Source organism: Nocardia wallacei (genome assembly GCF_014466955.1).
GTDB lineage: Bacteria > Actinomycetota > Actinomycetes > Mycobacteriales > Mycobacteriaceae > Nocardia > Nocardia wallacei.
In genome coordinates, this window is sequence record NZ_AP023396.1 from 89,182 (window position 1) to 111,770 (window position 22,589).

Below are 22,589 nucleotides of genomic sequence, written 5' to 3' on the forward strand. Positions count from 1 at the left end.
AGCACGACCTAAATGAGGCAAGTATTGCCTAATCAATTACCGCTCGTACCCGCCATTTTGGGTGCCGCCGGATCCGGTTTCGCGGAAATTCGCAGCTCGCGCACGACGAACTCCTCGACATCGAACATGTTGCCCTGTGCGCGATCACACACCGCGAGCAGCGTGGTGATCCGGGCGACCTCGTCCAGCTGATCCCGCAGGAACCACCGGATGAATTGCTCGCCCACGTAATCGCCGGTTTCCCATGCGGTACGGGTCAGCACATTCACCCGCTCGGTGAGCCACTCTTCGCGCCGCAGCATGAATTCGATCGCCGCGCGGGCGGATTCGAAGACCGGCACGATCTCGTCCAACCCCCCGACCCGGACCGGATGAGCACGGTCCAGCAGATACTGGATCATCCGCAACGCGTGCGCGTGTTTGTCCGCGGCGCGGCGATAGCAGACACCCGCCAGCCGGGGCAGCCGCAGCGTATCCAGATAGACCGCGGCGGCCAGATACTGCTGCGCCGCGGTGAATTCGTGCCGGATCTGATCGTGCAGCAAATCCGGGAACGGCCGTTCGTCGTCCGGGGTGTGACCGTCACTCGGCATGCGCTCGACGTTACCGGGTGAGCAGGTCCTCGGGGACGGGCTTGTCCGCGGCCAGGGCGTCGAAGAAACGCCCCGCCCGCTCCTTGTCCCACAGCAGCACGTTGCCGCTGCCGGAGACGTCGTCGAAGCCGCCGATCGGGACGGTCGTCGACACCGTGCCGGAGCGCAGCGCCCAGCCCAACCGGGCCAGATCCCAGATGTGATCGCCGTTGTCGACCCGCAGCGAGTCGGCCAGGCCCTGGGCCAGCGGCCACAGCCGCAACGGGTTGATCAGGGTGCCGGTACTCGTCGCCTTGTGCAGCAGCGCCGAGAGGAACAGCTGCTGGTTCTGCATGCGGTCCAGATCGGCGCGCGGGGTGGCGCGGGTGCGCACGAAGCCGAGCGCCTGCGGACCGGACAGGTGCTGGCATCCGGCGGGCAGGTCGATCCCGGCCAGCGGGTCGTCGATCGCGTAGGGCAGGCACATGTCGATACCGCCCACCGCGTCCACCATGCCCGCGAAACCGCCGAAACCGATCTCCGCGAAATGGTCGATGCGCAGGCCGGTGATGGTTTCGACGGTCTGCGCCAGCAGCTTCGGGCCGCCCGCCGAGAACGCCGCGTTCAACTTGTCCCGGCCGACGCCGGGGATCGGCACGTAGGAATCGCGCGGCAGGCTGACGATGGTCGCCGCGCCCGATTTCGGCACGTGCACCAGGATGATCGTGTCGCTGCGGTCGCCGCCCGCGTCGGAGGTGCTGCCGGTGGACAGCTCGCTCTCCTGGTCGGCGGTGAGGCCGAGGCGGCTGTCCGAACCGGTCAGCAGCCAATTCGTGCCGGGGGTGTCGCCGACGCGGTCGGTGTAGTCGGCGAGCACATCGATGCGGTGCAGCGAGTTGTCCAGATAGATGATGCCCGCGATCGGGGCGATGACGACGACCAGCAGCAGTACCAGCAGCCAGCGCCCCCAGTGCCGCTTGCGGCGCACCCGTGGTTCGCGGGGCGGGCGATCCCGGCGGCGCGCCGGTGCGGCCGGGGGCGGCGGCGGGGGCGGTTCTCGGTACGGCTCCGGTCGCTGCGTGGGCATGTGCGCGGGCAGGTCGGCGGGCCGCCCGCCGGGGCGGTAGCGCGGAGGCGGCGGGTTGCCGCCGGGCGGTACCTGCGACCAGGCCAGTGGCCGGTCCGGTCGGCCGTCGCGGCGCATCACCTGAGTCGGTTCGATCGGTGGTCGCCGCGGCGGTTCGCCGCCGGCATGCCGCCGGTCTCCCGGGGGCGGTCCGGGGCGTCCGGGGCCTGGCGGCGGCACCCGGCGCGACCGCGCGTACTGCTGGGGGTCGTCGCCGTTCATCACCGAGATGCTACTGATCCGGCGCGGCCGCGGGTTCATCTCGAGTCGATGACGATTCTCACGGCGTCCGCCGGGCGGTCACGGCAGCCACGAAACCTGGTCGTGCAGCAGGGCGTAACCGACGTAGGCGACGGTGTCGATGGTGGCGTGCGCGATCACCAACGGCCACAACCGGTTCGCGCGCTGCCAGTACCCGCCGAAAACCAGGCCCATGACAAGGTTTCCGAGGCCGCCGCCGAGACCTTGATACAGGTGATAGCTGCCGCGCAGCAGCGCCGACGCCACCAGCGACCGATTCTCGGTCCAGCCCAGCGCCCGCAGCCGCGTGATGAGATAGGCCACCACCAGCACCTCTTCGGCCACGGAGTTCGCCACGGCCGACAGCACCAGGACGGGCAGTCGCCACCAGTGCTCACCCAGTGAACTCGGCACGATGGTGACGCTCATCCCCAGCGCGTGCGCGATCAGATACAGGCCCAGCCCCGGCAGTCCGATGATCGCCGCCAGCACCGCGCCCGGAAGCACGTCCCCGCGCAAGCGAATTCGCGCCAGCCCCAGCAGCCGCGGGCCGATCCCGCTGCGCCACAACAGATACAGGCCGAGTGCACCCCAGCCCAGCAGGCGCAGCACGCCGAGCAGCTGGAACAGCAGATCGATGGTCGACTGCGCGGCCCGCGACGGATTGAGCGCCACTGTCTGCCCGCCGACACCGCCGGGCGCCAGCGCGCTCTCGAGCAGCGACAGGGCGGCGTTCGCGCCGCTGAGCCCGAATGTGACCACCAGGACGACCGCGATCTCGATCCGCAGGGCGGTGCGTTCGCGGCCGGTGACGGGTTCGCGCCCGGCGGGTACGGAAGCAGCGGAGGACACCATGCCCGCCAATGTAGGTGGGCGGCCGCGCGGCTACATGCGGCGCATGCCGTGCAGGAACGGGCAGCCCGCGAGGATCCGGACGGCCCGGCTCAGGGCCTGCACGTCGTCGACCGGAGCCTCGAAGGGCAGCCGCACGTCGTGGTCGCCCTCGGCGCTCTCCACGCGCAGCGTGACGCCGTACCGGTCGATGGCCAGCGGGTGCACCGCGCCGCCGCGCAAGCGGACGGGCAGGTGCCGGGCGAGTTGCGCGACGACGTCGGCGTGGTCCGCGTCCATGTGTTGCAGCCAAGCCGATTCCAGCTCCCAGAACGGGTCGGGCCGGGCCGCGCGCAGCTCGTCCAGGCAGGCCGCGGCCGCACCGCTGGAGTCGGCCACCACCGCCGAGTCGACCACCACCCGCAGCAGCGTGGTGGTGTGCCCGACATCCAGCAGGGCCGGATGCGGATGGTCCTTGGCGACCTCGCCGGCCAGGGCGCGCTGTGCGTACTGCGGGACCGCGCGCACCCGGCCGCGCAGCCACACCAGCGACCGCACCGGTTCGCGCAGCGGCAGCGGGGCCATATCGGTCAGCTCCAGTACGGCGGGCGAGCCGAGCGGACCCCACGCCGCGGGCACCGCGGACGAGTCGATGGGTACCGCGATGACGGCGTCGCCGCAGGCCCGCAGGTGATGCACGGTCGTCGGGATCGGGTCGGCGCCGGGCAGGGCGAGTACCGCCTGTTCGGCGTGTGCGCTGGCACTGCGCACCCGCTCGGCCGTGGACGGTGCGGCGGTCGTGGTCGTGCGGGGCATGCTGTCCTCCCAGATGTCCGAACCCGGCGCGTATTTAGGTAAACCTAAGCTAAGTGACGGCGAGGGGTTGTGCAAGCGTTGCGATCGCTACGGTGGAAACCGTGCCGCACGAATCGAGTTCCGCCGCCGAGCCGGTTTTGGTGCCGTTGACCGTTCTCAGTGCCGAGCGAGCGAGCCTGGTGGACGGTCTGGTCCGCGCCACCGCCACGGCGCCGGAGACGCCGCTACTCGACGGCAACGCTCCCGACGAGCAGGTGGCCGCCTTTCTGGTCGGGGCGGCCCACACCGAGATCGGGTTCGTGGCCCGCACCTCCTCGGCCGAGCGGGCCCTCGCGATCGTCGCCGCCACCGCCGCCGCGCTGTGCGGCGAGGACATCCGGGCGGCGCTGCGCGAGCCCGACATCGAGTTCCTGCGCGGGCTGAAACCGCCCGCCGTACGGGCCCTGCGCGAGGTGCTGCTGGCGGTCGAGTCGGACGCGCCCGACGAGGTGGCGCGCGGACTCGGTGTCCTGGCCACCTGACTTCCCGCAAGATCCGAGCGTGTCCCCGACGCCCAGTAATGTCGTCTCCGTGCCGCGTATCGCGTATTTCGGGCCGTCGGGAACATTCACCGAGATGGCCCTCGCCCAGCTCGAGTCCGCGAACCTGTTCGACGGACCGGTCGAACGCGTCGCCGCGCCCAGCCAGGGCGCCGCACTGGAACTGATCCGGTCCGGCGCCGTCGAGGGCGCGGTGGTGCCGATCGAGAGCTCCGTCGAGGGTTCCATCTCGGCGACGCTGGACGCACTGGCCGTCGGGCCGCGCCTGCAGATCGTGGCCGAGACCGAACTCGATGTGGCGTTCACGATCGTGGCCCGTACCGGCATCGCCTTGGACGAGGTGCGCACGATCGCCGCGTATCCGGTGGCCGCCGCGCAGGTGCGGATGTGGCTGGCCGCGCACCTGCCGCACGCACGGCTGTACACCTCGGCCTCCAACGCCGCCGCCGCGGAGGATGTGATGCACGGTCACGCCGAGGCGGCCGTATCCACCACACTGGCCGGGGAGCGACTGGGTCTGGCGGCGCTGGCTACCGGGGTGGCCGACCACGACCAGGCGGTCACCAGGTTCGTCCTGGTGCGGCCGCCGTGCCCGGCGCCGCCGCGCACGGGCGCCGACCGGACCTCGCTGGTGGTGCTCGAGCTGGTCAACGAGCCGGGTGCGCTGATGCGGGTGTTCGCCGAATTCGCCACCCGCGGAGTCGATCTGACCCGCATCGAATCCCGGCCCACCCGCACCGCGATGGGCAGCTACCGCTTCTACCTCGACTGTGTCGGTCATATCGACGACCCCGCCGTCGCCGAGGCGCTCAAGGCGCTGCATCGCACGGCCGGCCGGATCCGCTATCTGGGTTCGTGGCCGGCCGGCTCGCCGAGCGGCACCCCGCCTCCGCCCGACGAATCGGCGACGGCCTGGCTGGAGGACTTGCGAAAGGGGGTGGCGGACCTGTGACGACCACGGCGCACACCGGCGAACCGAACCGAGCCGGCAAGCTGATCCTGGTGCGGCACGGCGAGACCGAGGGCAATGTCGCGAAGGTGCTCGACACCCGGCTGCCGGGGCTGCCGCTGACCGAACGCGGTGTGGCGCAGGCGAAGTCGTTCGGCGCGAGCCTGCCGGTGGCGCCGCGGCGGCTGTTCAGCTCGCCGGCGTTGCGCGCGCGCCAGACCGCCGGTCACATCGAATCGGTGACCGGGGTACCGGCCGAGGTGCTCGACGGCGTGTACGAGGTGCAGGTAGGCGACCTCGAGGGTGCGAATTCCGATGCCGCACACCGGCTTTTCCAACAGATCTACCACCGCTGGCACCACGGCGAGCTGGACGTGCGGATCCCGGGCGGCGAGAGCGGCCAGGACGTGCTGGACCGGTACCTGCTCGTGCTGGAACACCTGCGTCTGACCTATCTGACGCCCGGTGACCTGCGCGAGGAAGGTGACATCCTGCTCGTGAGCCACGGCGCCGCAATGCGTTTGGCCGGCCGGGCGCTCGGCGGCGTGGCGCCGCCGTTCGCCACCAACAACCACCTCGGCAACACCGAAACGATCGAATTGGTCCCCAACTACGGGCCTGCCGACGGCGACGAGCCGCCCTTCGCGGGCTGGGAATGCGTGCGGTGGGGCCGCTACACCCCGCCGTTCGAAACCGAGATCGAGCCCACCGCCGACGACCCGATGGGATGACCGGGCCGCCGGGCTCAGGTGCCGAGCGGTGAGGTGTTGCCGTGCGGGAAGTCCTCGCGCAGCGGCATCGAATTGATCAAGTCCTGCAGGGCGATTCGGAGCCGGGCCGGGGTGCCCGAACTCAGCGACGACCACTTCACGTCGTCCTCGGACATGCTGGCGGTCGCGATGAAGCGGCCGTGCCGGGTGTTGAAGACCGAGATGTGGTTGGGCGTGAAATCCCGCGTGCCGTCGCCGTAGATCACGCCGATGATCTCCGCGGCGGACTCGATGTCCACCAGGGCCGCCGCCAGCGTGGCGGCGTCCTGGTCGGGCTTGCCGATCTTGGCCAGGCGCTCCGCCGTGGCGGCGCTGTCGCCGGTGTCGCCGAGGATCGGGGCGAGTTCCTCGGTGGGGGCGTTCATGCCGTACAGCTCGAGCGGCACCGCCGGGCCCAGCGCGGCGATGACGGTGCCCGGCAGGTCGGGACCCGCCTCGTCGACGACGTAGGTGTGCTGCCCGCGGAGGACGACGACCTCCAGGTCGTCACCCTTCGCGATGCACAGCCGGTTCACGTTGTCGGCGACGATCCAGCGCATCTCCAGCGCCCAGTGCGGCCGGTTCAGCGCGCGCATCCGTTCCGCGAGTTCGGGAAGCACCTGCTCGCCGAACAGCAGTTCGCGCTCGGCGAGCGACCGGGCCGCCTCGGCCATGGCGTCGGCGTAGGTGACCTCGTTGTCGTAGTACCGGTTGGCGGCGAGTACGACCGGGATGTCGGCGAGTTCCAGTTGCTGCTGGAGAAACCGGAACTCGTGGAACGACAGCACGACCGCGTCCAAGGTGGACGGTCCGTGCCCAGCCCCGAGCACCGTCACCTAGCGCTCTCCGCGGGGGAGTCGGCACCGATGACCCCGGGCGCGATGAGGCCGCCCTGGCCGAAGTGGTCCCCCCGCAGGTAATCGTTGCTCTTGGACGCCGACTCCTCCTCGTCGTCCTGTGCCTGGTGGCCGAGCAGCGGGTTGGCGCCGACCCCCGCCGGGCGACCCGCCGCGGGCGAGCCCACCTGACCCGGAGCCACCGGCTCGGCGGCTGCCGCGCCCGTCGCGCCGCCGGTGGACCCGCCGCCGATGGCACCGCCCGAACCCCACCCCTCGGGCAGCTTGAGCGAGCCGGCGTTGTTGCCGATGCCGACGGTCGAACCACCGGTGAACGACACCGTGCGCGTGGCCGCGGCCGCGCCGCCGGCGACACCGACCGCGCCCATCGACGACATCATCGGGGTCGCGAAACTGGGCACGCCGGAACTCGCGTGCACGGCCGAGGTGATCGCGGTGCCGGCGACGTTGCCCGCCGTGCTCACGCCGCTGGCGGCCATGGACGCCGCCGTCTGCGCGGCCTGCGAGGCGGCGTTCACCACGGCCGGGTTGCTCGCGGCGGCCTGCGCCGCGGCGATGGTGGCCTGCAGCGGGTCGCTCGGGTTGGCCTGCAGCGTCGCGCCCTGGGCGGCCTGCCCGCCCTCGACGGCCGACCCGGCGCCCGGGACGATCGGCGGCGGCTGCAGGAACTCGCCCGGCGTCGTCACGATCGCCGTCGTCGCGGCCTCGTAGGTCTCCATCACCAGGGCGGCGCGGGTGTCCATCGCGACGCGGGCGGCCTCGGCCGCGGCGAAGCTGCCGGTCGCGATCCCGGGCGGGGTGTGCGCGGCGACCACGGCGGCGTTGGTGGCCGTGATCTCGGGCGGGCTCGGCATCGCGAGCGCGGCGACCGCGTAGGCCGTCGCGTTGCCGGCGGCCTTGGCGCCCATCGTGGCGGCCATGGCGGTCTGCTGCCCGGCCCAGCCGAGGAAGCCCGTCAGCTTGCCCAGCGCGGCCAGACCGCCGAGGCCCTCCATGCCGACGCCCAGCTCCGCCATGGTGCGCGCGACGGTGACACCCGCCTCGGCCCAGACGGCCGACAGGGCGCCCCACGCCGTACCGGCGGCGGAGATCGGGATGGCGTGCGCGCCGCCGTGCAGTGTCGCGCAATTGATTTCGGCCGGGCGGAGCTCCCAGATAGCCCCGGTAATCCCTGCAACCATGGTCGTTACTCCCCTGTGTATGGCTCGAGATCGCTGTGGTGGTAGTGGAATCCGGAGCTAGGCTTGCATCGTGGCGCCGACGGCGGCGACGCTGGCGGCCTGGACGGTGTCGTCGGCCAGGAAGCTGGCGCATTGCATGCGCAGCGTGTGTGCGGCGTGGTGCAGTTCCAGCGCCCCTTGGGCGACCGCGCCGTCGTGGGTCGCCGCGGCGTGGTTGAAGTGCCCGGCGGCGAGCAGGGAGACCTCTTCACAGCCGGAGGGCAGCACATGGGTTGCGGGCCCGCTCAGCGTGGACGCCGCGACCAGGCGTTCGGCGAGCAGATCGAGTTCTGCCGCGGCTGCGAGCATCAGTTCGGGTGAGATGAGTACGTGGCCAACCATGCTCGAACTCCTTCTAGTGGCGGCGGTACGACAGTCGGGCCGGCGTGCGCCTGCCCTTCGGTGGAACCACGAGAATTCCCCCTACGAGTTGATTGGACGCGACGGCCCGCGCTGCGGTTCCCTCTGGTCCAAAGTTTATTCGGCCTGACCCGCTTCGCGGGTCAAGACTAGCCCCATCCCAGCTCATGCAGGCGGTCTTCGTCAATCCCGAAGTAGTGGGCAATCTCATGGATCACGGTGATCGCCACCTCCTCCACCACTTCCGCCGCGCTGTCGCAAACTTCCAGCAGCGCTTCGCGATAGATGGTGACGGTGTCGGGCAGCGCGCCGCCGTACTGGCTGTCGACGCGCTCGGTGAGGGCGATGCCGTGGTAAAGACCGAGCAGCCCAGGGTCTTCCGGGTTGCGCGGCTCGATCAGCACCACGACGTTGTCGATGGCGCGGGCCAGCTCGGGCGGGATCAGATCGAGCGCCTCGCCGACCAGTTCCTCGAACCGCTCGTCGGACATCGAGACCGGCATATCAGTGCTTTCCCACGGCGAATTCGCCTACCGGGGATGCGGAACCGGGGCGGGAGCCGCGCCGGGCAGCGGTGTCGGGGTGGAGCGGCCGTCGCTGGGCGGCGGCACCGGGGCCTGGCCGTCGATCAGGACGTCGCCGCGGGCGGTTCCGGTGATGGTCGAGAAGCCGTCCTGAGAACCCTTGCCCACCAGGCAGTTCAGCTTGTGGCTGCCGACCAGCCAGCTGCGGGTGTCGAGGTTGTCCCAGAAGATGGTGAGGGTCTTGTTGATCAGCGCGTCCTGGCCACCGAGGTAGTCGCTGGCGGCGCGGGCGCACTCGTCCTGCATGTACTTGTCCTGGTCGGCGTTGTTCGGCGGGCCGCCACTGAAGTGCGCGCCCAGGTCCACCACCGACATCACCTCGTAGGCATGCGGTTTGGCGCAGTCGACCGGTTCGTTGGTGGGCAGGCTCTGGCTGATGCCGATGCAGGTGCCGGGCTCGAAGGTGCGGGACTGGTCGGTGTCGCGGACCTTGCCGACGGCCTGCTGGGTGGCATTGCCGGTGGCGCTGACCAACTGCAGGCCGCAGCGGATGGTGCGATCGCCGTTGCGCCAGCCCGGTTCTCCCGGATTGATCATCCCGACGACGAACCGGCCGCGCGGATCGAGCTGCCCGCCCAGGTAGGCCGCCGCGGCGGGCGCGCAGTGCTCGTCGCGCAGTTCGGCGAAGCGCAGCGAGTCGGGGAAGCGGGAGCCGGGGCCGAATTCGCGGCCGGGGTACCGGCTCAGGTCGATGTCGGCGGTGACCTCGAACAGGTGCTTGTCGCCGCAGTTGACCTTGTTCAGATCCAGCGTCTTGGCGTTGGTCCACGACAGGCAGTCGCCCGGGCGGGCGCTGCCGAACGCGGAGTTGGCCCGCCCGCCGAGTTGCGGGGAGGCCGGGTTGTGCGCCTCGAGCCCGTGCGAACTGCGAAATCCGGAGATGAACAGCGTCACCAGCGCGGCCACCACCGCGCCGACCGCCACCGCCAGCAGACCCCAGCGCAGTTTGTGCGCGGGCAGATGCATCCGCCCGACCGCGGCGAGCGCGGGCGAGCGTCGCTTCGGCGCCCGGCGCCGGCCGGCGGGACCGGGGGTGGCGGCCGGTTCGGCTTCGGGCTCGGGCGCGTGGGGCGCGTCATCGGTGGACATCGCGCTCCATCATGACAGCGCCCGTTCGGCCTCGCCACGACCCTCCCGCGGGCGGGTCCCCTGCTGCCGCGCGCCCCACCAGGTTCTAGGCTGGCTACCCATGATCGACCTCCGATTCCTGCGCGAAAATCCGGACGCGGTGCGCGCCTCCCAGCGGGCTCGCGGCGAGGATCCGGCGCTGGTGGATGCCCTGCTCGAGGCCGACGCCGCGCGCCGCGCCGCGGTCGCGGCCGCCGACAACCTGCGCGCCGAGCACAAGGCGATGGGCAAGAAGGTCGGCAAGGCCACCGCCGAGGAGCGGCCCGCGCTGCTCGCGTACGCGCAGGAACTGGCCGCCAAGGTGAAGGAGGCGGAGGCCGCCGAGCACACCGCCGACGCCGAGTTGAACGCCGCCCAGCGCGCGCTGTCCAACGTCGTACAGGACGGCGCGCCTGCGGGCGGGGAGGACGACTACGTCCTGCTCGAGACGGTCGGCACGCCAACCGAATTCGACTTCGACGTCAAGGACCATCTGGAACTCGGCGAGGCGCTCGGCGTGCTCGACATGGAGCGCGGCGCCAAGGTCTCGGGCTCGCGGTTCTACTTCCTCACCGGCTACGGCGCGCTGTTGCAGCTGGGCCTGTTGCAGCTGGCGGCGCAGCGGGCGGTGGCCAACGGCTTCACCATGATGATCCCGCCGGTGCTGGTGCGCCCGGAGATCATGGCGGGCACCGGTTTTCTGGGGCAGCACGCCGCGGAGATCTATCACCTCGAGGAGGACGATCTGTACCTGGTCGGCACCTCGGAGGTGCCGCTGGCGGGCTACCACTCGGGCGAGATCCTCGATCTCGGCTCGGGGCCCAAGCGCTACGCGGGCTGGTCGTCGTGTTTCCGGCGCGAGGCGGGCAGCTACGGCAAGGACACCCGCGGCATCATCCGGGTGCACCAGTTCGACAAGGTCGAGATGTTCGTCTACTGCAAGCCGGAGGACGCCGACGCCGAGCATCAGCGGCTGCTGGGCTGGGAGCGCGACATGCTGGCCGCCATCGAGGTGCCCTACCGGGTGATCGATGTGGCCGCCGGGGACCTGGGCAGTTCGGCGGCGCGCAAATTCGACTGCGAGGCCTGGGTGCCGAGCCAGCGGACCTATCGCGAGCTGACCTCCACGTCGAACTGCACCACCTTCCAGGCCCGGCGGTTGTCGGTGCGCTACCGCGACGACAACGGCAAGCCGCAGATCGCGGCCACCCTGAACGGGACCCTGGCGACCACCCGCTGGATCGTCGCGCTGCTGGAGAACCATCAGCGAGCCGACGGATCGGTGCGGGTGCCGGCGGCGCTGGTGCCGTTCGTCGGCCGCGAAATCCTCGAACCGTTGCGATAACCGAGAATTCGCGGGGAGGCGGTTCTCGGCGCACGTGCGGCGGCACGTGCGTAACGAGCCCGTGAATCGGCGACTTTGCCGGTCGATTCCTGCGGATGTGACTACTGCATGGGACAACTGTGTCTAGGCTAGGCGGCGTGCGAGGAATCGGGTCTCGCGGCGATACCCGCACGCGGGTGCGGACGGCATCGGCGCTTGCGACGGCAATGGTGATGGCTCGGACCACCGGAGCGTTCTACGTGATGGGCGGGGTGCTGGGCCTGCTCATCACTGTCATCGCACCGGGTGAGGAGGGCAATCGCCCCCTGGTCGGCATCGCGGCGGCGATCGCGCTGCTGCTGGGGGTCAGTCTGCTGATCTGGGGTCCGCGGCTGCCGCATTCGATTCACCACGCCTATGTCGCGATGGCTACGGTGCTGGTCACCGTTGCGGTGCACTGGTTCCCGAACACGGTCGGCGGCATCAGCCTGGCCGCGTTCTATGTCTTCGTCGCCTGCGACGCCGCGATCTTCTTCGCCTGGCAGTGGGTTGCCGCGCATGTGCTGTTCGCCGTCGCGCTGTGTCTGTGGGCGGTGCCCTCGCGCGGCCTGCCGTGGTGGTCGGGGATGATTCCGGCGGGGGTCACCGTGGGTGCGGGCATCGTGGTCGGCATCCTCACGCGGATGGCGTCCGACGCCGACATCGACGTGCTCACCGGGCTGCTCAACCGCCGCGGTTTCGACCGCGCCCTCAACGCCGCCATCGCGCACGCCACCCGCAGCGGCCAGGGCCTGGCGCTGGTGCTGGTGGACCTGGACCGGTTCCAGAAGATCAACGACCATCTCGGCCACCGCGCGGGTGACGCTGTGCTGCAACGGGTTTCCGATACCTGGCAGAAGCTGCTGCAGCCCGATCAGCGGCTCGCCCGCTACGGCGGCGACGCCTTCGCGCTGCTGCTGCCCAACACCACCGAGCAGGCCGCGATCCTGCTCACCGAGCAATTGCGCGCGGCCGTGACGACGGGCTGTTCGGCGGGCGTCACCTCCTGGCAGCCGGGCGAATCCGGATCGCTGCTGGTCAGCCGCGCCGATGTCGGTCTGTACCGAGCCAAGCAGGCCGGGCGCAACCGCACGGTGCTGGAGTCCTCGCGGCAGCTGCCGCTGGCGGTCGAGCTGCGCGAGGCCATCGACAAGGGCGCGCTGGACGTGCACTACCAGCCGATCGTCAGCCTCACCGAGGGCGGCGGCAAGGCCGTCGGGGTGGAGGCGCTGCTGCGGTGGTCGTCGAACGCCCAGCCGGACGTCACCACCGAGGGATTGATCCGGGTCGCCGAGGAGTACGACCTGATCTCCGATCTGGACGAGCTGGTGCTGCGGCGCGCCTGCTCGGACGCCGCCCGCCTGCAGGAGACCTTCGCCCAGCTCGACCTGACCCTGAACGTCAATGTCAGCGGGCTGGAACTGGCCGAAACCGATTACGCCGACCGGGTTTCCGGCATCCTGACCGATACCGGGTGGCCCGCCGATCAGCTCGTCCTTGAGGTCACCGAGAGTGAGCTGGCCGCCGAATCCCAAACCGCCATCGCGAACCTGCACACCCTGCGCGAGCGCGGCGTGCGGATCGCGATCGACGATTTCGGCACCGGGTACTCCTCGTTGAGCCGCCTGGCGACCATCCCGAGCGACATCCTGAAGGTCGACCAGTCCTTCGTCGCCGCCATTCGCTCCGACACGCCCGCCCCGCCCCTGCTGGGAGTCATCGCCGCACTGAGCAGATCGCTGGATCTGCAGGTCATCGCCGAGGGCGTGGAGACGGAGTACCAGGCGGCCGTGCTCACCGAGCTGGGCTTCGCGCTGGCCCAGGGCTACCACTACAGCGACTCCCACCCGGTGTCCGAACTGATCGACGACCTGAACGAACGGCGCGGCCTGGTCGGCGCGGGCGCGGACCGCGAATTCTCCACCAACGGATGGGTTCCGGTCGACAATCCGTACGACACCGGGACCCGCGGCCCGAGCTGACGGGTGGGCGTCTCCCGCCGGACGACTCCGGGTCGCGAGTCGAGGGCTACCGTGTGAAAGCTCGCTCCGAGGGCAGAACCCCGGGTATGGAAGATGCTGCGCGCGATCGGATCATGGCGTCGGAGGGCCGGGTCGGCCCGGGAGTGGGGGCACGCCCGCGACCGGCACGGGGGCGTGGTGCCGAAGGCGAGCAGGGCGGGTCCCGGACAATCGGGCGGGTGCGCAGGGAATGGGGTATTGCCGCCGGGCTGGGTATCGGTGTGGGGGTGGCGGTACAGGGGCGGTTGAACGGGGCGCTGGGGGAGCAGTTGCGCGATGGGGTGGCGGCGGCGGTGATCAGTTTCGGGTCCGGGCTGTTGGTGCTGGGCGTGGTGTTCGCGGCGAGCGGCCGGTTGCGGGCGGGTGTCGGGCAGGTGTGGCGGGCCGTCGCCGGGGGCGGGCTGCGGTGGTGGCAGTTGCTCGGCGGGGTGTGCGGGGCGTTCTTCGTTGCGTGCCAAGGGCTTACGGTGGCCGCCATCGGGGTGGCGGCGTTCACGGTGGCGACGGTGGCCGGGCAGTTGGTGAGCAGCCTGGTGGTGGACCGGCTCGGGCTCGGGCCGAGCGGCCGGACGCCGGTGACCGCGACGCGCATCGCCGGGGCGACGCTGGCGCTGGTGGCGGTGTCGGTCGCGGCACTCGGTGGCGCCGGCTCGGAGCATCCGGCGTCGGCCGCCGGTGACCTGTTGCGGGGTGTGCCGCCGGCCGCGCTGATCGTGCTGCCCGCGCTGTCCGGTATCGGGCTGGCCTGGCAGCAGGCGATGAACGGGCGCATCGGGGTGGTGGGTGGCCCCTACTCGGCGACCCTGGTCAATTTCGCCACCGGCGTGGTCGCGCTGATCGCGGTCGAATCGCTGGTGCTGGCCCGCACGGGATGGCCGGACCGGTTCCCGGCGACGCCGTGGCTGTATCTCGGCGGCGTCATCGGTGTCGTGTTCATTGCGCTGGCGGCCCTGGTGGTCCGCTGGATCGGCGTCCTGCTGCTCGGCCTCACCTCGGTGGCCGGCCAACTGCTCGCCGCCGTCGTCCTGGACCTCGTGCTCCCGACCGGTTCCGGACTGTCCGCCGCCACCGTGGCAGGCAGCGCGCTCACCCTGCTCGCCGTCGGCGTGGCGGCGCGCCCGACGCCCCGCTCGAACACACCCACCTGACATCCCGCCTCGCCCCACTCTTCGATGCGGGATACGCGTGCGATGAGCCTTCGGCGGCCGGGAGGTGCGGATGCGCGTGGGGGTGCGGGGTTGGGTGGCCGGGCGGTATGGGACGCGCGCGGGGTGCGGATTGGTGGCTGGGTGGTGGGCGGTGTGCGCGGGGGTGCGGGTTGGGCGGCCGGGCGGTGCGGGACGCGCGCGGGGGTGCGGGTTGGGTACTGGGTGGTGCGGGGTGTGCGGGGGTGCGGGTTGGGTGGCTGGGCGGTGCGGGACGCGCGCGGCGGTGCGGGTTGGGTGGCTCGGCGGTGGGGGCGTGCGGGGGTGCGGGGTTGGGTGGCTGGGTGGTATGGGACGCGCGCGGGGGTGCGGGTTTGGTGGCTGGGCGGAGCATGATGTTCCGGGGGCGGTCGGAGAGGAGTGGGATGCGGGAACTGGGTGTGGCGGTGGTCGGGTACGGGTTGGCGGGGTCGGTGTTCCATGCGCCGTTGATCGCTGCCGAGCCGCGGTTGCGGGTGGCGGCGGTGGTGACCTCGTCGGCGGAGCGGGCCGAGCGGGCCCGGGGGGAACATCCGGGTGTCCGGGTGGTGCCGCGGGCCGATGAGCTGTTCGCCGACCCGGACGGCATCGATCTCGTCGTGGTCGCCACGCCCAATCGCACCCACGCGCCGCTCGCGACGCGGGCGCTGGCGGCGGGGCTGGCGGTGGTCGTGGACAAGCCCTTCGCGCTCAGCGCCGCCGAGGGCGAGCAGGTGATCGCCGCCGCGGAACGGGCGGGGCGGCCGCTGAGCGTGTTCCAGAACCGGCGCTGGGACAGCGACTTTCGCACGGTGCGGCGATTGATCGCGGACGGGGAGCTGGGTACCGTGCGGCGTTTCGAGTCGCGCTTCGAACGGTGGCGACCGGTGTCCAAGGGCGGGTGGCGCGAGGTGGGCGGCGTGGACGACGGCGCGGGCATCCTCTACGACCTCGGCAGCCACCTGGTCGACCAGGCGCTGACCCTGTTCGGCCCGGTCACCGGCGTCTACTGCGAACTGGATTCCCGGCGGCCCGAGGTGCCCACCGACGACGACGCCTTCCTGGCGCTGACCCACGCGTCGGGCGTGCGGTCACACCTGTGGATGAGTGCGGTGGCGCCGCAACTCGGCCCCCGGTTCCGCGTGCTCGGATCGGACAGCGGCTACGTGACCTACGGCCTCGACCCCCAAGAGGAAGCCCTGCGCTCCGGTCGTCGCCCGGACGACGGAAAGCCCTGGGGCACGGTCGCTTCCGAGCGTTGGGGCTTGCTGGGCACCGATGGCGACACCCACCCGACCCCCACCGAATCCGGCGATTACCCCGCCTTCTACGCCGCCATGGCCGCCACCCTGCTCGACGGCACCCCGGTCCCGGTCGATCCGCACGACGCGGTCGCCACCCTGCGCATCCTCGAACAGGCCCGTGCATTCGCCGAACAACAGCGCTAGCCCTCCCGCGGCAGGCGGCCCGGAAGCTGTTGCGTTCTCGCCGCTTCGCGCTCGGGCCGTGGGCGGCGCGGGAGGTGTTGCGTTCTCGCCGCTTCGCGCTCGGGCCGTGGGTGACGCGGAGGTGTTGCGTTCTCGCCGCTTCGCGCTCGGGCCGTGGGCGGCACGGAGGTGCTGCGTTCTCGCTACGTCACGCTCGGGCCGAGGGTGGCGCGGAAGGTGTTGCGCTGTCCCTTTTTTCGCTCAGGGCAGCTTGCGGGAGCGGAGTTCGTGGCCCTTGGAGGTTTTGCAGCGGCCGGTCTCCAGGTCCCACTGCCAGCCGTGCAGGTTGCAGGTGAGCGTATTGCCTTCCACCACACCGAACTTCGACAGGTCGGCTTTGAGGTGCGGGCAGCGGCGCTGCACCTCCCACCCGGCGATCTCGCACGAGGCCGAATCGTCGTGTGCCTCGGCGAACCAGCCGTCGGCGTAGGCGATGCGCTCGTCGGTGAGGCATTTGAAGAAGGTGTACAGGTACTCGTTGTAGCCGCCGATGCGCCATGCCTGGAACCGGGTGGACAGGAAGATGGTGTTCACCCAGTCCGGCTCGCCGTCGCGCAGCACGGTGCGCACCAGTCGCGGATCGATGCGGAACCCGTAGCGGTACTTGCCTTCTCCGTCGATCGGGCCGCGCACCACGCGCTTGGGAAAGTCCAGCACCACGGTCTCGTCGCCGAGCACGAGGCCCACGGGGTAGCCGATGCCGTCGCAGATCAGGTCGCTCTGCGCCATGATCGGCTCGAACAGCTCCTTCAGCTGCGGCAGCAGCGGGCCGTCTCCCGAGGCCCAGGTGGCCTTCTCGGCCGCCAGCACCGGGGCCAGCCGCTGCGCCATGCGCTCGATGTATCCGGCCTTGTCATCGTAGATCTCGCCCGGATCGAACGGGTGGGTGAGGGTCAACTCCGCACCGCGCACCTCGGCGACCGATCCCGGAATCATCAGCACCCCACCGGCATTGCCGTGGATGCGCATCTGCTCCAGGAACACCATCTGGTCGGGGAAGATGTTGCCCTCGTCACCGCGGTCGTCGTTCAGGTAGCGCAGCTCCGGGTCCAGGAACACCGGCGGTCCGGCGGAGGGCACCACCCAGGTCGCCCCGACCTGCTCGATGTAGCTGCGCGCCCGGTCCATCCCGCGCTGGCGCTTCTGCTTGCCGAAGTTGGACTTGGTGCGGTTGGGGATGTCGTAGACCATCGGATACCAGATGGCGCCCGAATACTGCAGCAGATGGATGTCGACGTGCCCGAACTGCTCGTGCAGCACATCCATGTCCACCGGCCGGGCGTCGTTCATGTTGAAGCACACCGTCTCGCCGTCGGCGACCACCAGGCCGGAGTCGCCGATCGGCCCGTCGGCGGGCGCACGCAGCGCGATGATCATCACATCGAGGTCGCCGCCCGGGCCGTGCACCGTGTGCTTGACCGAGTCCTCGGTCTCGAAGAACTTGTGGAAGCCGAGCTTCTCCAGTTCCCGCCGCAGATCCGGCACCGGGTAGTCCGGCAGCAGGACGGTCGCGTCCTTGTTGACGTGGTCGATCAGGTGCTGCGCGTCGAAGTGGTCGCGGTGCAGGTGCGAGACGTAGAGGAAATCGCAGTCACCCAGCTCGTCCCAGTCCAGCCGGGTGTTGTCGGGGAACGGGAACCACGAACCGAAATACGCCGGGTTGACCCACGGATCGCAGAGGATCGTCCCGGCCGCGGTGCGGATGTGGAATCCGGCGTGTCCGACGCTGGTGATCTGCACGAAGAAAGTCCCTCCTGAACCGTTACCAGCCAACCAGGGTAGCCGCTAGGAGGAGACGTCGCCGACGCAGTAACCCCGGTCCGTCGCCTTCACGGTGAAAGTCCGTTCCTGCTGCGTGCCCGTGGCGTCGGTGACCGGCGCCGACACGGTCAGATAACCGGTGCGCAGCTGCTCGGAGGTGATCGAGTCGTCGACGAAGGACTTCACACCGGTGAGCTTGTTCGGGTTGGTGACCAGCGGCGGCACCGCGGAGCGGCCGCTGCCGGTGGGATCCCAGCCGGCCGCGCACACCAGCGGGTGGGTCGCCTCCCGATCGGCCGGGTCCAGCGGCGTGCCCGCGGCGCGGGCCAGGTAGCGCCGGACGGTGTGGCGGGCATCGGCGTCGGTGAACCCGATCTCGCTGCCGGAGGGGAACACTCGCGGGCAGGCATAGCCGGTGGCGATGTCGGAGCGTTGCGCCACGACCGTGGCGGCGGGGCCCTTCCAGACGATGGCGGTGCCGTCGTCGACGCCCGGCTCGGCGAGTGCGGCGAGAACGGCCTGCTTGTCGGTGTACATGGTTTCCACATTGCGCGGGGCCATGGTCCAGCACTTGTCCACCAGCCGGGCCTGCGGCAGTTCCTGCAGATCGATCGCCCAGCGGGTCAGCGCGTCCGCGGCGGCGGAGTCGGCGGATTCCAGCGAGACGGTGACCGCCGTCTCGCCCGCGGCGGGTGTCACCGGCTGCGCGGCGGTGAGTGTCGCGGCCGCGCTCTCGCCGCCATCGGCGTAGTCGGTGCCCTCGATCCCGACGCGCGAATCACATCCGGTCGCGGTGGCGACGGCGAACGCGGCGAGGCCCGCGAGTAGCGCTCCCCGGCCCGCCCGGCGGCGTCGTTCCCGCGATGCTGGTCGGGGGCATTTCACTGCGGTGAACCTCTTTCGGTGTGCGTGCGCTGGGAGCGCGGGCTGTGGTGGGGACTACGCTAGCGGAATTGTGGAACCCGTCTACCGGACGATCATCGGCCTGGCCCGGACCGTCTTCTTCGCACAGGGACTGAAGTTCAAGGTCACCGGGGATGAGCACATCCCCGCGACCGGTGGCGCGGTCATCGCGATCAACCACACCGGGTACATGGACTTCACCTACGCCGGGCTGCCCGCGCGGACGCCGAAGCGCTACATCCGTTTCATGGCGAAGAAGGAGGTCTTCGACGACAAGATCTCCGGTCCGATCATGCGCGCGCTCAAGCATATTCCGGTGGATCGCGCGGCGGGGGCGGATTCCTATCAAGCCGCGGTGGAGTATCTGCGCCGGGGCGAACTGGTGGGCGTCTACCCCGAGGCCACCATCAGCCGCAGCTTCGAGATCAAGGAGTTCAAGTCGGGTGCGGCCCGGATGGCGATCGAGGCGGGCGTGCCGATCATCCCGATGGTGATCTGGGGCGCGCAGCGGGTCTGGACCAAGGGGCATCCGAAGCGGCTGGGGCGGACCAACACTCCGATCTCGATCGCCGTCGGCGAGCCCATCCGGCCCCCCGCCGTACCCGACGGCGATATCGCGGCGGCCGCCGCGGAGCTGACCGCCACTCTGCGCACGACCATGCAGGAGCTGCTGGCGCGATTACAGCAGAACTATGTGCACGAACCGGGCGCATACTGGGTTCCGGCCCGCCTCGGTGGCAGCGCCCCGACGCTCGCCGAGGCCGACGCGATGGATGCCGCGGAGGCCGCCGAGAAGGCCGCGCGCCGGGCGGGTGCGGACGACGCCGCGGAGTAGCACCGGCGGCAGCAGTACAGGGAGTTTCGAGAATATGTCGCGGGAACCGGTCTTCGACGTGCTCACCGGCTTGGTCCGGTCGCTGTTCTGGGCGCAGGGGCTGCGCATCGATATCGCCGGGCAGCACCATCTTCCGCGAGCGGGCGGCGCCGTGCTCGCCGTGAACCACACGGCCTACCTGGATTTCATGGAGGTCGGTCTGGTCGGGCGCGAATCGGGCCGCAATGTCCGGTACATGATGAAGGCCGAGCTGGAGCGCGGCATCGTGGGCTGGCTGATGAAGCACTGCAAGGCGATCGGCGTGGACCGCAGCGCGGGCGCGGAATCGTTCGCGCGGGCGGTGGCGGCGTTGCGCGCCGGCGAGATCGTGGTGGTGTATCCGGAGGCCACCATCAGTCGCAGCTTCGAGCTGAAGGAGTTCAAGTCGGGTGCGGCCCGGATGGCGATCGCGGCGGAGGTGCCGATCGTCCCGATGGTGATCTGGGGTGCGCAGCGGGTGTGGACCAAGGACCTGCCGCGGCGGCTCGGCCGCCATCGTTTCCCGATCAATATCCGCCTCGGCGCGCCGATCCCTCCGCGCGAGCCCGCCGACGACCTCACCGCCGAATTGCGTTCCCGCATGCGGGAACTGCTCGACCGGGCCCAGCAGTCCTACGACATGCCCGCGGGAGCCCGCTGGGTGCCCGCCCGCCTCGGCGGCGCCGCCCCGACACCCGAGCAGGCCGCGGTGCTGGATCGGGAGGAACTGGCGCGCCGGAGGGCCAAGAAGGACGCGCGCGACACCTGATCGGCACCGCGACGTCACGCCGGTTCGGCGCCCAGAACCAGTGCCGCTCCGGCGATTCCGATGCCGGTGGCGATCCAGAACGCCGTGGGGAAGCCACTCGTCGCCGCGCCCACGACGAGCGCCGCGCCCAGCTGGCTGCCGAGCGCGCCGCCGACCGTCCGGGACACGGTGTTGATGCCGTTGGCCGTGGCCGCCCGCCCCGGGTCGACCACGCGGTGCAGCTGCGACGGCAGCGCCGTCATCACCAGGCCGGTGCCGAGACCGATCGGCAGCGCGCACACCGCGGCCTGCCACATCGCCCCGTGGGCGACGGCGAGCAGCGCGGCACCGGCGGCGGTCAGCAGTAGCCCGGCGGCCAGTGGCAGGCGCGGTCCCCGACGGGCGATCACCCGGCCCGCGACCGCTCCGGCGGGCAGCACCACGAGTGTCGACGGCAGCATCACCAGCCCGGCCGCCGTGACCGACCCACCGAAACCGCCTGCGGTGGAGGGTGTTTCGACCAGCTTCGGCACCAGCACGTAGTACATGAACTGCACCGCGCCCAGCGTGAGCGCCGCGAGATGGGCAACCCCGATCGGCCGACGCAGCACCAGGTCCATCGCGATGAGCGGCTGCCGCGAGCGCCGCTCGACCCGCCCGAAGACGATCAGCAGCAGCACTCCTCCGGCGGCGAGCGTCAGCGTCGGCCCGGACAGCCACCCGCTGGTCGGCCCGACGGTCAGCGCCAGCAGAATGCCGCACAGTCCGCCCGCCAGCAGTGCGGTACCCGCCGGGTCGAGCCGTCCGCTGCCGGTGCCCGGGCCGTCCGGCACATACCGCTGGGTGAGCACGAGCGCGGTCACGATCAGCCCCGCGCCGACGACGAAAAGCCAACGCCACGAGCCATGGTCGACGATCAGTCCGCCGCATACCAGCGCGATGCCCGCCGCACCGCCCACCAGGCCGGACAGTAGCCCGAGTCCGGCATGTACGCGCTCGGGCGGCAGCACGTCCGGGACGGAGCCGAAGGCCAGCGGCAGCACCGCGAGGCTGATGCCCTGTCCCGCGCGGGCCGCGATCAGGACGCCGATGTGCGGGGCGAGCAGGGCCACCACGGTCGCGGCCAGGTAGAGCGCCAGCACGACGAGCAGCATCCGCCGCCGCCCGTACCGATCGCCGAGCCGGCTCACCAGCGGCGTGAGGATGGCACTGGCGAGCAGGGGCGCGCTCATCACGGCCCAGGTCGCGGCGGTCGCGCTGGTGTGCAACGCCGCCTCGAGTACGCCGATCGCCGGTACCAGCATGGTCTGCATCAAGCCGTAGGACAGCACGCCGAGCGCCAGCGCCAGCATGGCGGCGCCGGGCCGGGTGGGCCGGACAGTGGTCGGGGTTCGGGTGGTCACGCAAGCCTCCTCAGCAATGCGAACGGCGTTCGCGTAAGGCGAACCTAACTAACGCGAACGTTGACCGCAAGGGTTGTCGCGGACGTGCGCCGGACCGCCCCCGATCTGCGCCCGCCAGGTGAGTGGGTCCGTGCCGACCCGCCCCGCGCACCCGCCTAGGCTCGGCGGCACGGCTGAAGGGAGTGAGGTGCGCGCACAACCGCTGACCCGGGACGCGATCGTCGCCGCCGCGCGCCGCGTCGCCGACGCGGAGGGCCTGGCCGCGCTGACGCTGCGACGGCTGGCGCAGGAACTGGACACCGGCCAGGCCTCGCTGTATCGGCACATCACCGATCGGCGTGAACTCTTGGCGCTGTTGAACGACGATCTGGCACAGGCGTTCCCGGTCGTGCGGACCGGCCGACCCCGGGAGCGGATCCTGCGGCAGTGGCTCGGATCGCATCGCGTGCTGCTCGACCATCCCTGGGCGGGCCGGGTGATCATCGAGGCCACGTCGGTCACGGCCACCGCCCTGCCGTTCGCCGAATCCGCGCTGGACGCCCTGCTGGCCGCGGGCTTGTCGCCGGATGTCGCGGCGCGCACCTACCGCGCCGTCTGGCAACTGCTGCTCGGGTACGTGGTCAACGACCATCCGCTCGGGCACCCGGGCTTCGACCTCGATGCCGACCGGTTTCCGGCTCTGGTCACCGCGCGGCCGCACCTGGCCGCCGCCGACGCGCCGGCCGAGTTCGAGTGGGCGTTGCGGCGCCTGCTCGACGCCGTGCTCGGTCCCGATCCCGAAACGGATTGAACCGCACCCGATACCGCGGTTCGGGGCCGGAATTGCAAACGCACGATTGCATTTCGAACCGGCGTCCACGGCCTTCCATAGGACATTCTGTCTCGGTCACGGAATTCGAGTGCGCGAATACGTTCATGTGATTGAAGATTCAGCCGC

General features: G+C 70.9%; 22 protein-coding genes. 10 read left to right on the forward strand and 12 right to left on the reverse strand.

Features of this window, described 5'->3' with window-relative positions:
* Nucleotides 1–32: 32 nt before the first annotated feature.
* The 4 genes from NWFMUON74_RS00420 to NWFMUON74_RS00435 form a co-directional block, all read right to left on the reverse strand.
* Nucleotides 33–593: a ferritin gene (locus NWFMUON74_RS00420; RefSeq protein ID WP_187686054.1), complete on the reverse strand. Its 561-nt coding sequence runs from the start codon at nt 591–593 to the stop codon at nt 33–35.
* Nucleotides 594–603: 10 nt separating this feature from the next.
* Nucleotides 604–1,920, reverse strand: a complete 1,317-nt coding sequence (locus tag NWFMUON74_RS00425) for an LCP family protein (RefSeq protein WP_187686055.1) — start codon at nt 1,918–1,920, stop codon at nt 604–606.
* A 78-nt stretch (nt 1,921–1,998) separates the two neighbouring features.
* Entirely contained in the window at nt 1,999–2,793 is a 795-nt protein-coding gene (locus NWFMUON74_RS00430) for a CPBP family intramembrane glutamic endopeptidase (protein WP_187686056.1), read from the reverse strand.
* 30 nt (nt 2,794–2,823) lie between these two features.
* Nucleotides 2,824–3,585, reverse strand: a complete 762-nt coding sequence (locus NWFMUON74_RS00435) for a DUF2470 domain-containing protein (protein WP_187686057.1) — start codon at nt 3,583–3,585, stop codon at nt 2,824–2,826.
* Between the two features lie 101 nt (nt 3,586–3,686).
* Here NWFMUON74_RS00435 and NWFMUON74_RS00440 point away from each other — a divergent pair, with 101 nt between their 5' ends.
* The 3 genes from NWFMUON74_RS00440 to NWFMUON74_RS00450 are packed head-to-tail and all read left to right on the forward strand — an operon-like array spanning nt 3,687 to nt 5,804.
* Nucleotides 3,687–4,106: a hypothetical protein gene (locus NWFMUON74_RS00440; RefSeq protein WP_187686058.1), complete on the forward strand. Its 420-nt coding sequence runs from the start codon at nt 3,687–3,689 to the stop codon at nt 4,104–4,106.
* Nucleotides 4,107–4,155: 49 nt separating this feature from the next.
* A complete protein-coding gene (gene pheA / locus NWFMUON74_RS00445; RefSeq protein WP_187688818.1) occupies nt 4,156–5,076 on the forward strand; it encodes a prephenate dehydratase in 921 nt (306 codons plus the stop codon).
* Entirely contained in the window at nt 5,073–5,804 is a 732-nt protein-coding gene (locus NWFMUON74_RS00450; RefSeq protein ID WP_187686059.1) for a histidine phosphatase family protein, read from the forward strand. The genes pheA and NWFMUON74_RS00450 overlap by 4 nt, the downstream gene beginning before the upstream one ends.
* Before the next feature lie 14 nt (nt 5,805–5,818).
* Here NWFMUON74_RS00450 and NWFMUON74_RS00455 read toward each other — a convergent pair whose 3' ends face one another.
* The 5 genes from NWFMUON74_RS00455 to NWFMUON74_RS00475 form a co-directional block, all read right to left on the reverse strand.
* Nucleotides 5,819–6,658, reverse strand: a complete 840-nt coding sequence (locus NWFMUON74_RS00455) for an ESX secretion-associated protein EspG (protein ID WP_187686060.1) — start codon at nt 6,656–6,658, stop codon at nt 5,819–5,821.
* Nucleotides 6,655–7,860, reverse strand: a complete 1,206-nt coding sequence (locus tag NWFMUON74_RS00460) for a PPE domain-containing protein (protein WP_187686061.1) — start codon at nt 7,858–7,860, stop codon at nt 6,655–6,657. Before NWFMUON74_RS00460 ends, NWFMUON74_RS00455 begins: the two co-directional genes overlap by 4 nt.
* 57 nt (nt 7,861–7,917) lie before the next feature.
* Nucleotides 7,918–8,241, reverse strand: coding sequence for a PE domain-containing protein (locus tag NWFMUON74_RS00465; protein ID WP_187686062.1), 324 nt, complete (start codon nt 8,239–8,241; stop codon nt 7,918–7,920).
* Between the two features lie 167 nt (nt 8,242–8,408).
* Entirely contained in the window at nt 8,409–8,762 is a 354-nt protein-coding gene (locus tag NWFMUON74_RS00470) for a metallopeptidase family protein (protein WP_187686063.1), read from the reverse strand.
* A 27-nt stretch (nt 8,763–8,789) separates the two neighbouring features.
* The gene (locus tag NWFMUON74_RS00475) at nt 8,790–9,932 is read right to left on the reverse strand and encodes a septum formation family protein (protein WP_187686064.1); all 1,143 of its coding nucleotides are present in this window, start codon (nt 9,930–9,932) and stop codon (nt 8,790–8,792) included.
* Nucleotides 9,933–10,032: 100 nt separating this feature from the next.
* Between NWFMUON74_RS00475 and serS the strand changes: the two genes are divergently transcribed.
* From serS to NWFMUON74_RS00495, 4 genes are all read left to right on the forward strand, one after another.
* The gene (gene serS, locus NWFMUON74_RS00480; protein WP_187686065.1) at nt 10,033–11,295 is read left to right on the forward strand and encodes a serine--tRNA ligase; all 1,263 of its coding nucleotides are present in this window, start codon (nt 10,033–10,035) and stop codon (nt 11,293–11,295) included.
* 212 nt (nt 11,296–11,507) lie between these two features.
* Nucleotides 11,508–13,295 (forward strand): putative bifunctional diguanylate cyclase/phosphodiesterase, encoded by a 1,788-nt coding sequence (locus tag NWFMUON74_RS00485; RefSeq protein WP_232110763.1) that lies wholly within the window; start codon nt 11,508–11,510, stop codon nt 13,293–13,295.
* Nucleotides 13,296–13,513: 218 nt separating this feature from the next.
* Entirely contained in the window at nt 13,514–14,482 is a 969-nt protein-coding gene (locus NWFMUON74_RS00490) for a DMT family transporter (protein ID WP_232110764.1), read from the forward strand.
* 422 nt (nt 14,483–14,904) lie between these two features.
* On the forward strand, nt 14,905–15,945 hold the full coding sequence (locus NWFMUON74_RS00495; protein ID WP_187686066.1) for a Gfo/Idh/MocA family protein: 1,041 nt from the start codon (nt 14,905–14,907) through the stop codon (nt 15,943–15,945).
* 240 nt (nt 15,946–16,185) lie between these two features.
* Here the strand turns inward: NWFMUON74_RS00495 and NWFMUON74_RS00500 are convergent, their stop codons facing one another.
* Nucleotides 16,186–17,724: a Rieske 2Fe-2S domain-containing protein gene (locus NWFMUON74_RS00500; RefSeq protein ID WP_187686067.1), complete on the reverse strand. Its 1,539-nt coding sequence runs from the start codon at nt 17,722–17,724 to the stop codon at nt 16,186–16,188.
* Between the two features lie 45 nt (nt 17,725–17,769).
* On the reverse strand, nt 17,770–18,630 hold the full coding sequence (locus tag NWFMUON74_RS00505; protein WP_232110765.1) for a hypothetical protein: 861 nt from the start codon (nt 18,628–18,630) through the stop codon (nt 17,770–17,772).
* Nucleotides 18,631–18,700: 70 nt separating this feature from the next.
* Between NWFMUON74_RS00505 and NWFMUON74_RS00510 the strand changes: the two genes are divergently transcribed.
* Nucleotides 18,701–19,483, forward strand: coding sequence for a lysophospholipid acyltransferase family protein (locus NWFMUON74_RS00510; RefSeq protein WP_187686068.1), 783 nt, complete (start codon nt 18,701–18,703; stop codon nt 19,481–19,483).
* Nucleotides 19,484–19,517: 34 nt separating this feature from the next.
* A complete protein-coding gene (locus tag NWFMUON74_RS00515; protein WP_187686069.1) occupies nt 19,518–20,270 on the forward strand; it encodes a lysophospholipid acyltransferase family protein in 753 nt (250 codons plus the stop codon).
* 14 nt (nt 20,271–20,284) lie between these two features.
* Here the strand turns inward: NWFMUON74_RS00515 and NWFMUON74_RS00520 are convergent, their stop codons facing one another.
* Entirely contained in the window at nt 20,285–21,652 is a 1,368-nt protein-coding gene (locus NWFMUON74_RS00520; protein WP_187686070.1) for an MFS transporter, read from the reverse strand.
* Between the two features lie 187 nt (nt 21,653–21,839).
* Between NWFMUON74_RS00520 and NWFMUON74_RS00525 the strand changes: the two genes are divergently transcribed.
* Nucleotides 21,840–22,442 (forward strand): TetR family transcriptional regulator, encoded by a 603-nt coding sequence (locus tag NWFMUON74_RS00525; RefSeq protein WP_187686071.1) that lies wholly within the window; start codon nt 21,840–21,842, stop codon nt 22,440–22,442.
* Nucleotides 22,443–22,589: the final 147 nt, after the last annotated feature.

Coding starts and splice junctions, on each gene's coding strand:
- NWFMUON74_RS00420 (WP_187686054.1), bottom strand. CDS start 593: ATGCCGAGTGACGGTCACACCCCGGACGACGAACGGCCGTTCCCGGAT.
- NWFMUON74_RS00425 (WP_187686055.1), bottom strand. CDS start 1,920: ATGAACGGCGACGACCCCCAGCAGTACGCGCGGTCGCGCCGGGTGCCG.
- NWFMUON74_RS00430 (WP_187686056.1), bottom strand. CDS start 2,793: ATGGTGTCCTCCGCTGCTTCCGTACCCGCCGGGCGCGAACCCGTCACC.
- NWFMUON74_RS00435 (WP_187686057.1), bottom strand. CDS start 3,585: ATGCCCCGCACGACCACGACCGCCGCACCGTCCACGGCCGAGCGGGTG.
- NWFMUON74_RS00460 (WP_187686061.1), bottom strand. CDS start 7,860: ATGGTTGCAGGGATTACCGGGGCTATCTGGGAGCTCCGCCCGGCCGAA.
- NWFMUON74_RS00465 (WP_187686062.1), bottom strand. CDS start 8,241: ATGGTTGGCCACGTACTCATCTCACCCGAACTGATGCTCGCAGCCGCG.
- NWFMUON74_RS00470 (WP_187686063.1), bottom strand. CDS start 8,762: ATGCCGGTCTCGATGTCCGACGAGCGGTTCGAGGAACTGGTCGGCGAG.
- NWFMUON74_RS00475 (WP_187686064.1), bottom strand. CDS start 9,932: ATGTCCACCGATGACGCGCCCCACGCGCCCGAGCCCGAAGCCGAACCG.
- serS (WP_187686065.1), top strand. CDS start 10,033: ATGATCGACCTCCGATTCCTGCGCGAAAATCCGGACGCGGTGCGCGCC.
- NWFMUON74_RS00485 (WP_232110763.1), top strand. CDS start 11,508: ATGGCTCGGACCACCGGAGCGTTCTACGTGATGGGCGGGGTGCTGGGC.
- NWFMUON74_RS00495 (WP_187686066.1), top strand. CDS start 14,905: ATGCGGGAACTGGGTGTGGCGGTGGTCGGGTACGGGTTGGCGGGGTCG.
- NWFMUON74_RS00515 (WP_187686069.1), top strand. CDS start 19,518: ATGTCGCGGGAACCGGTCTTCGACGTGCTCACCGGCTTGGTCCGGTCG.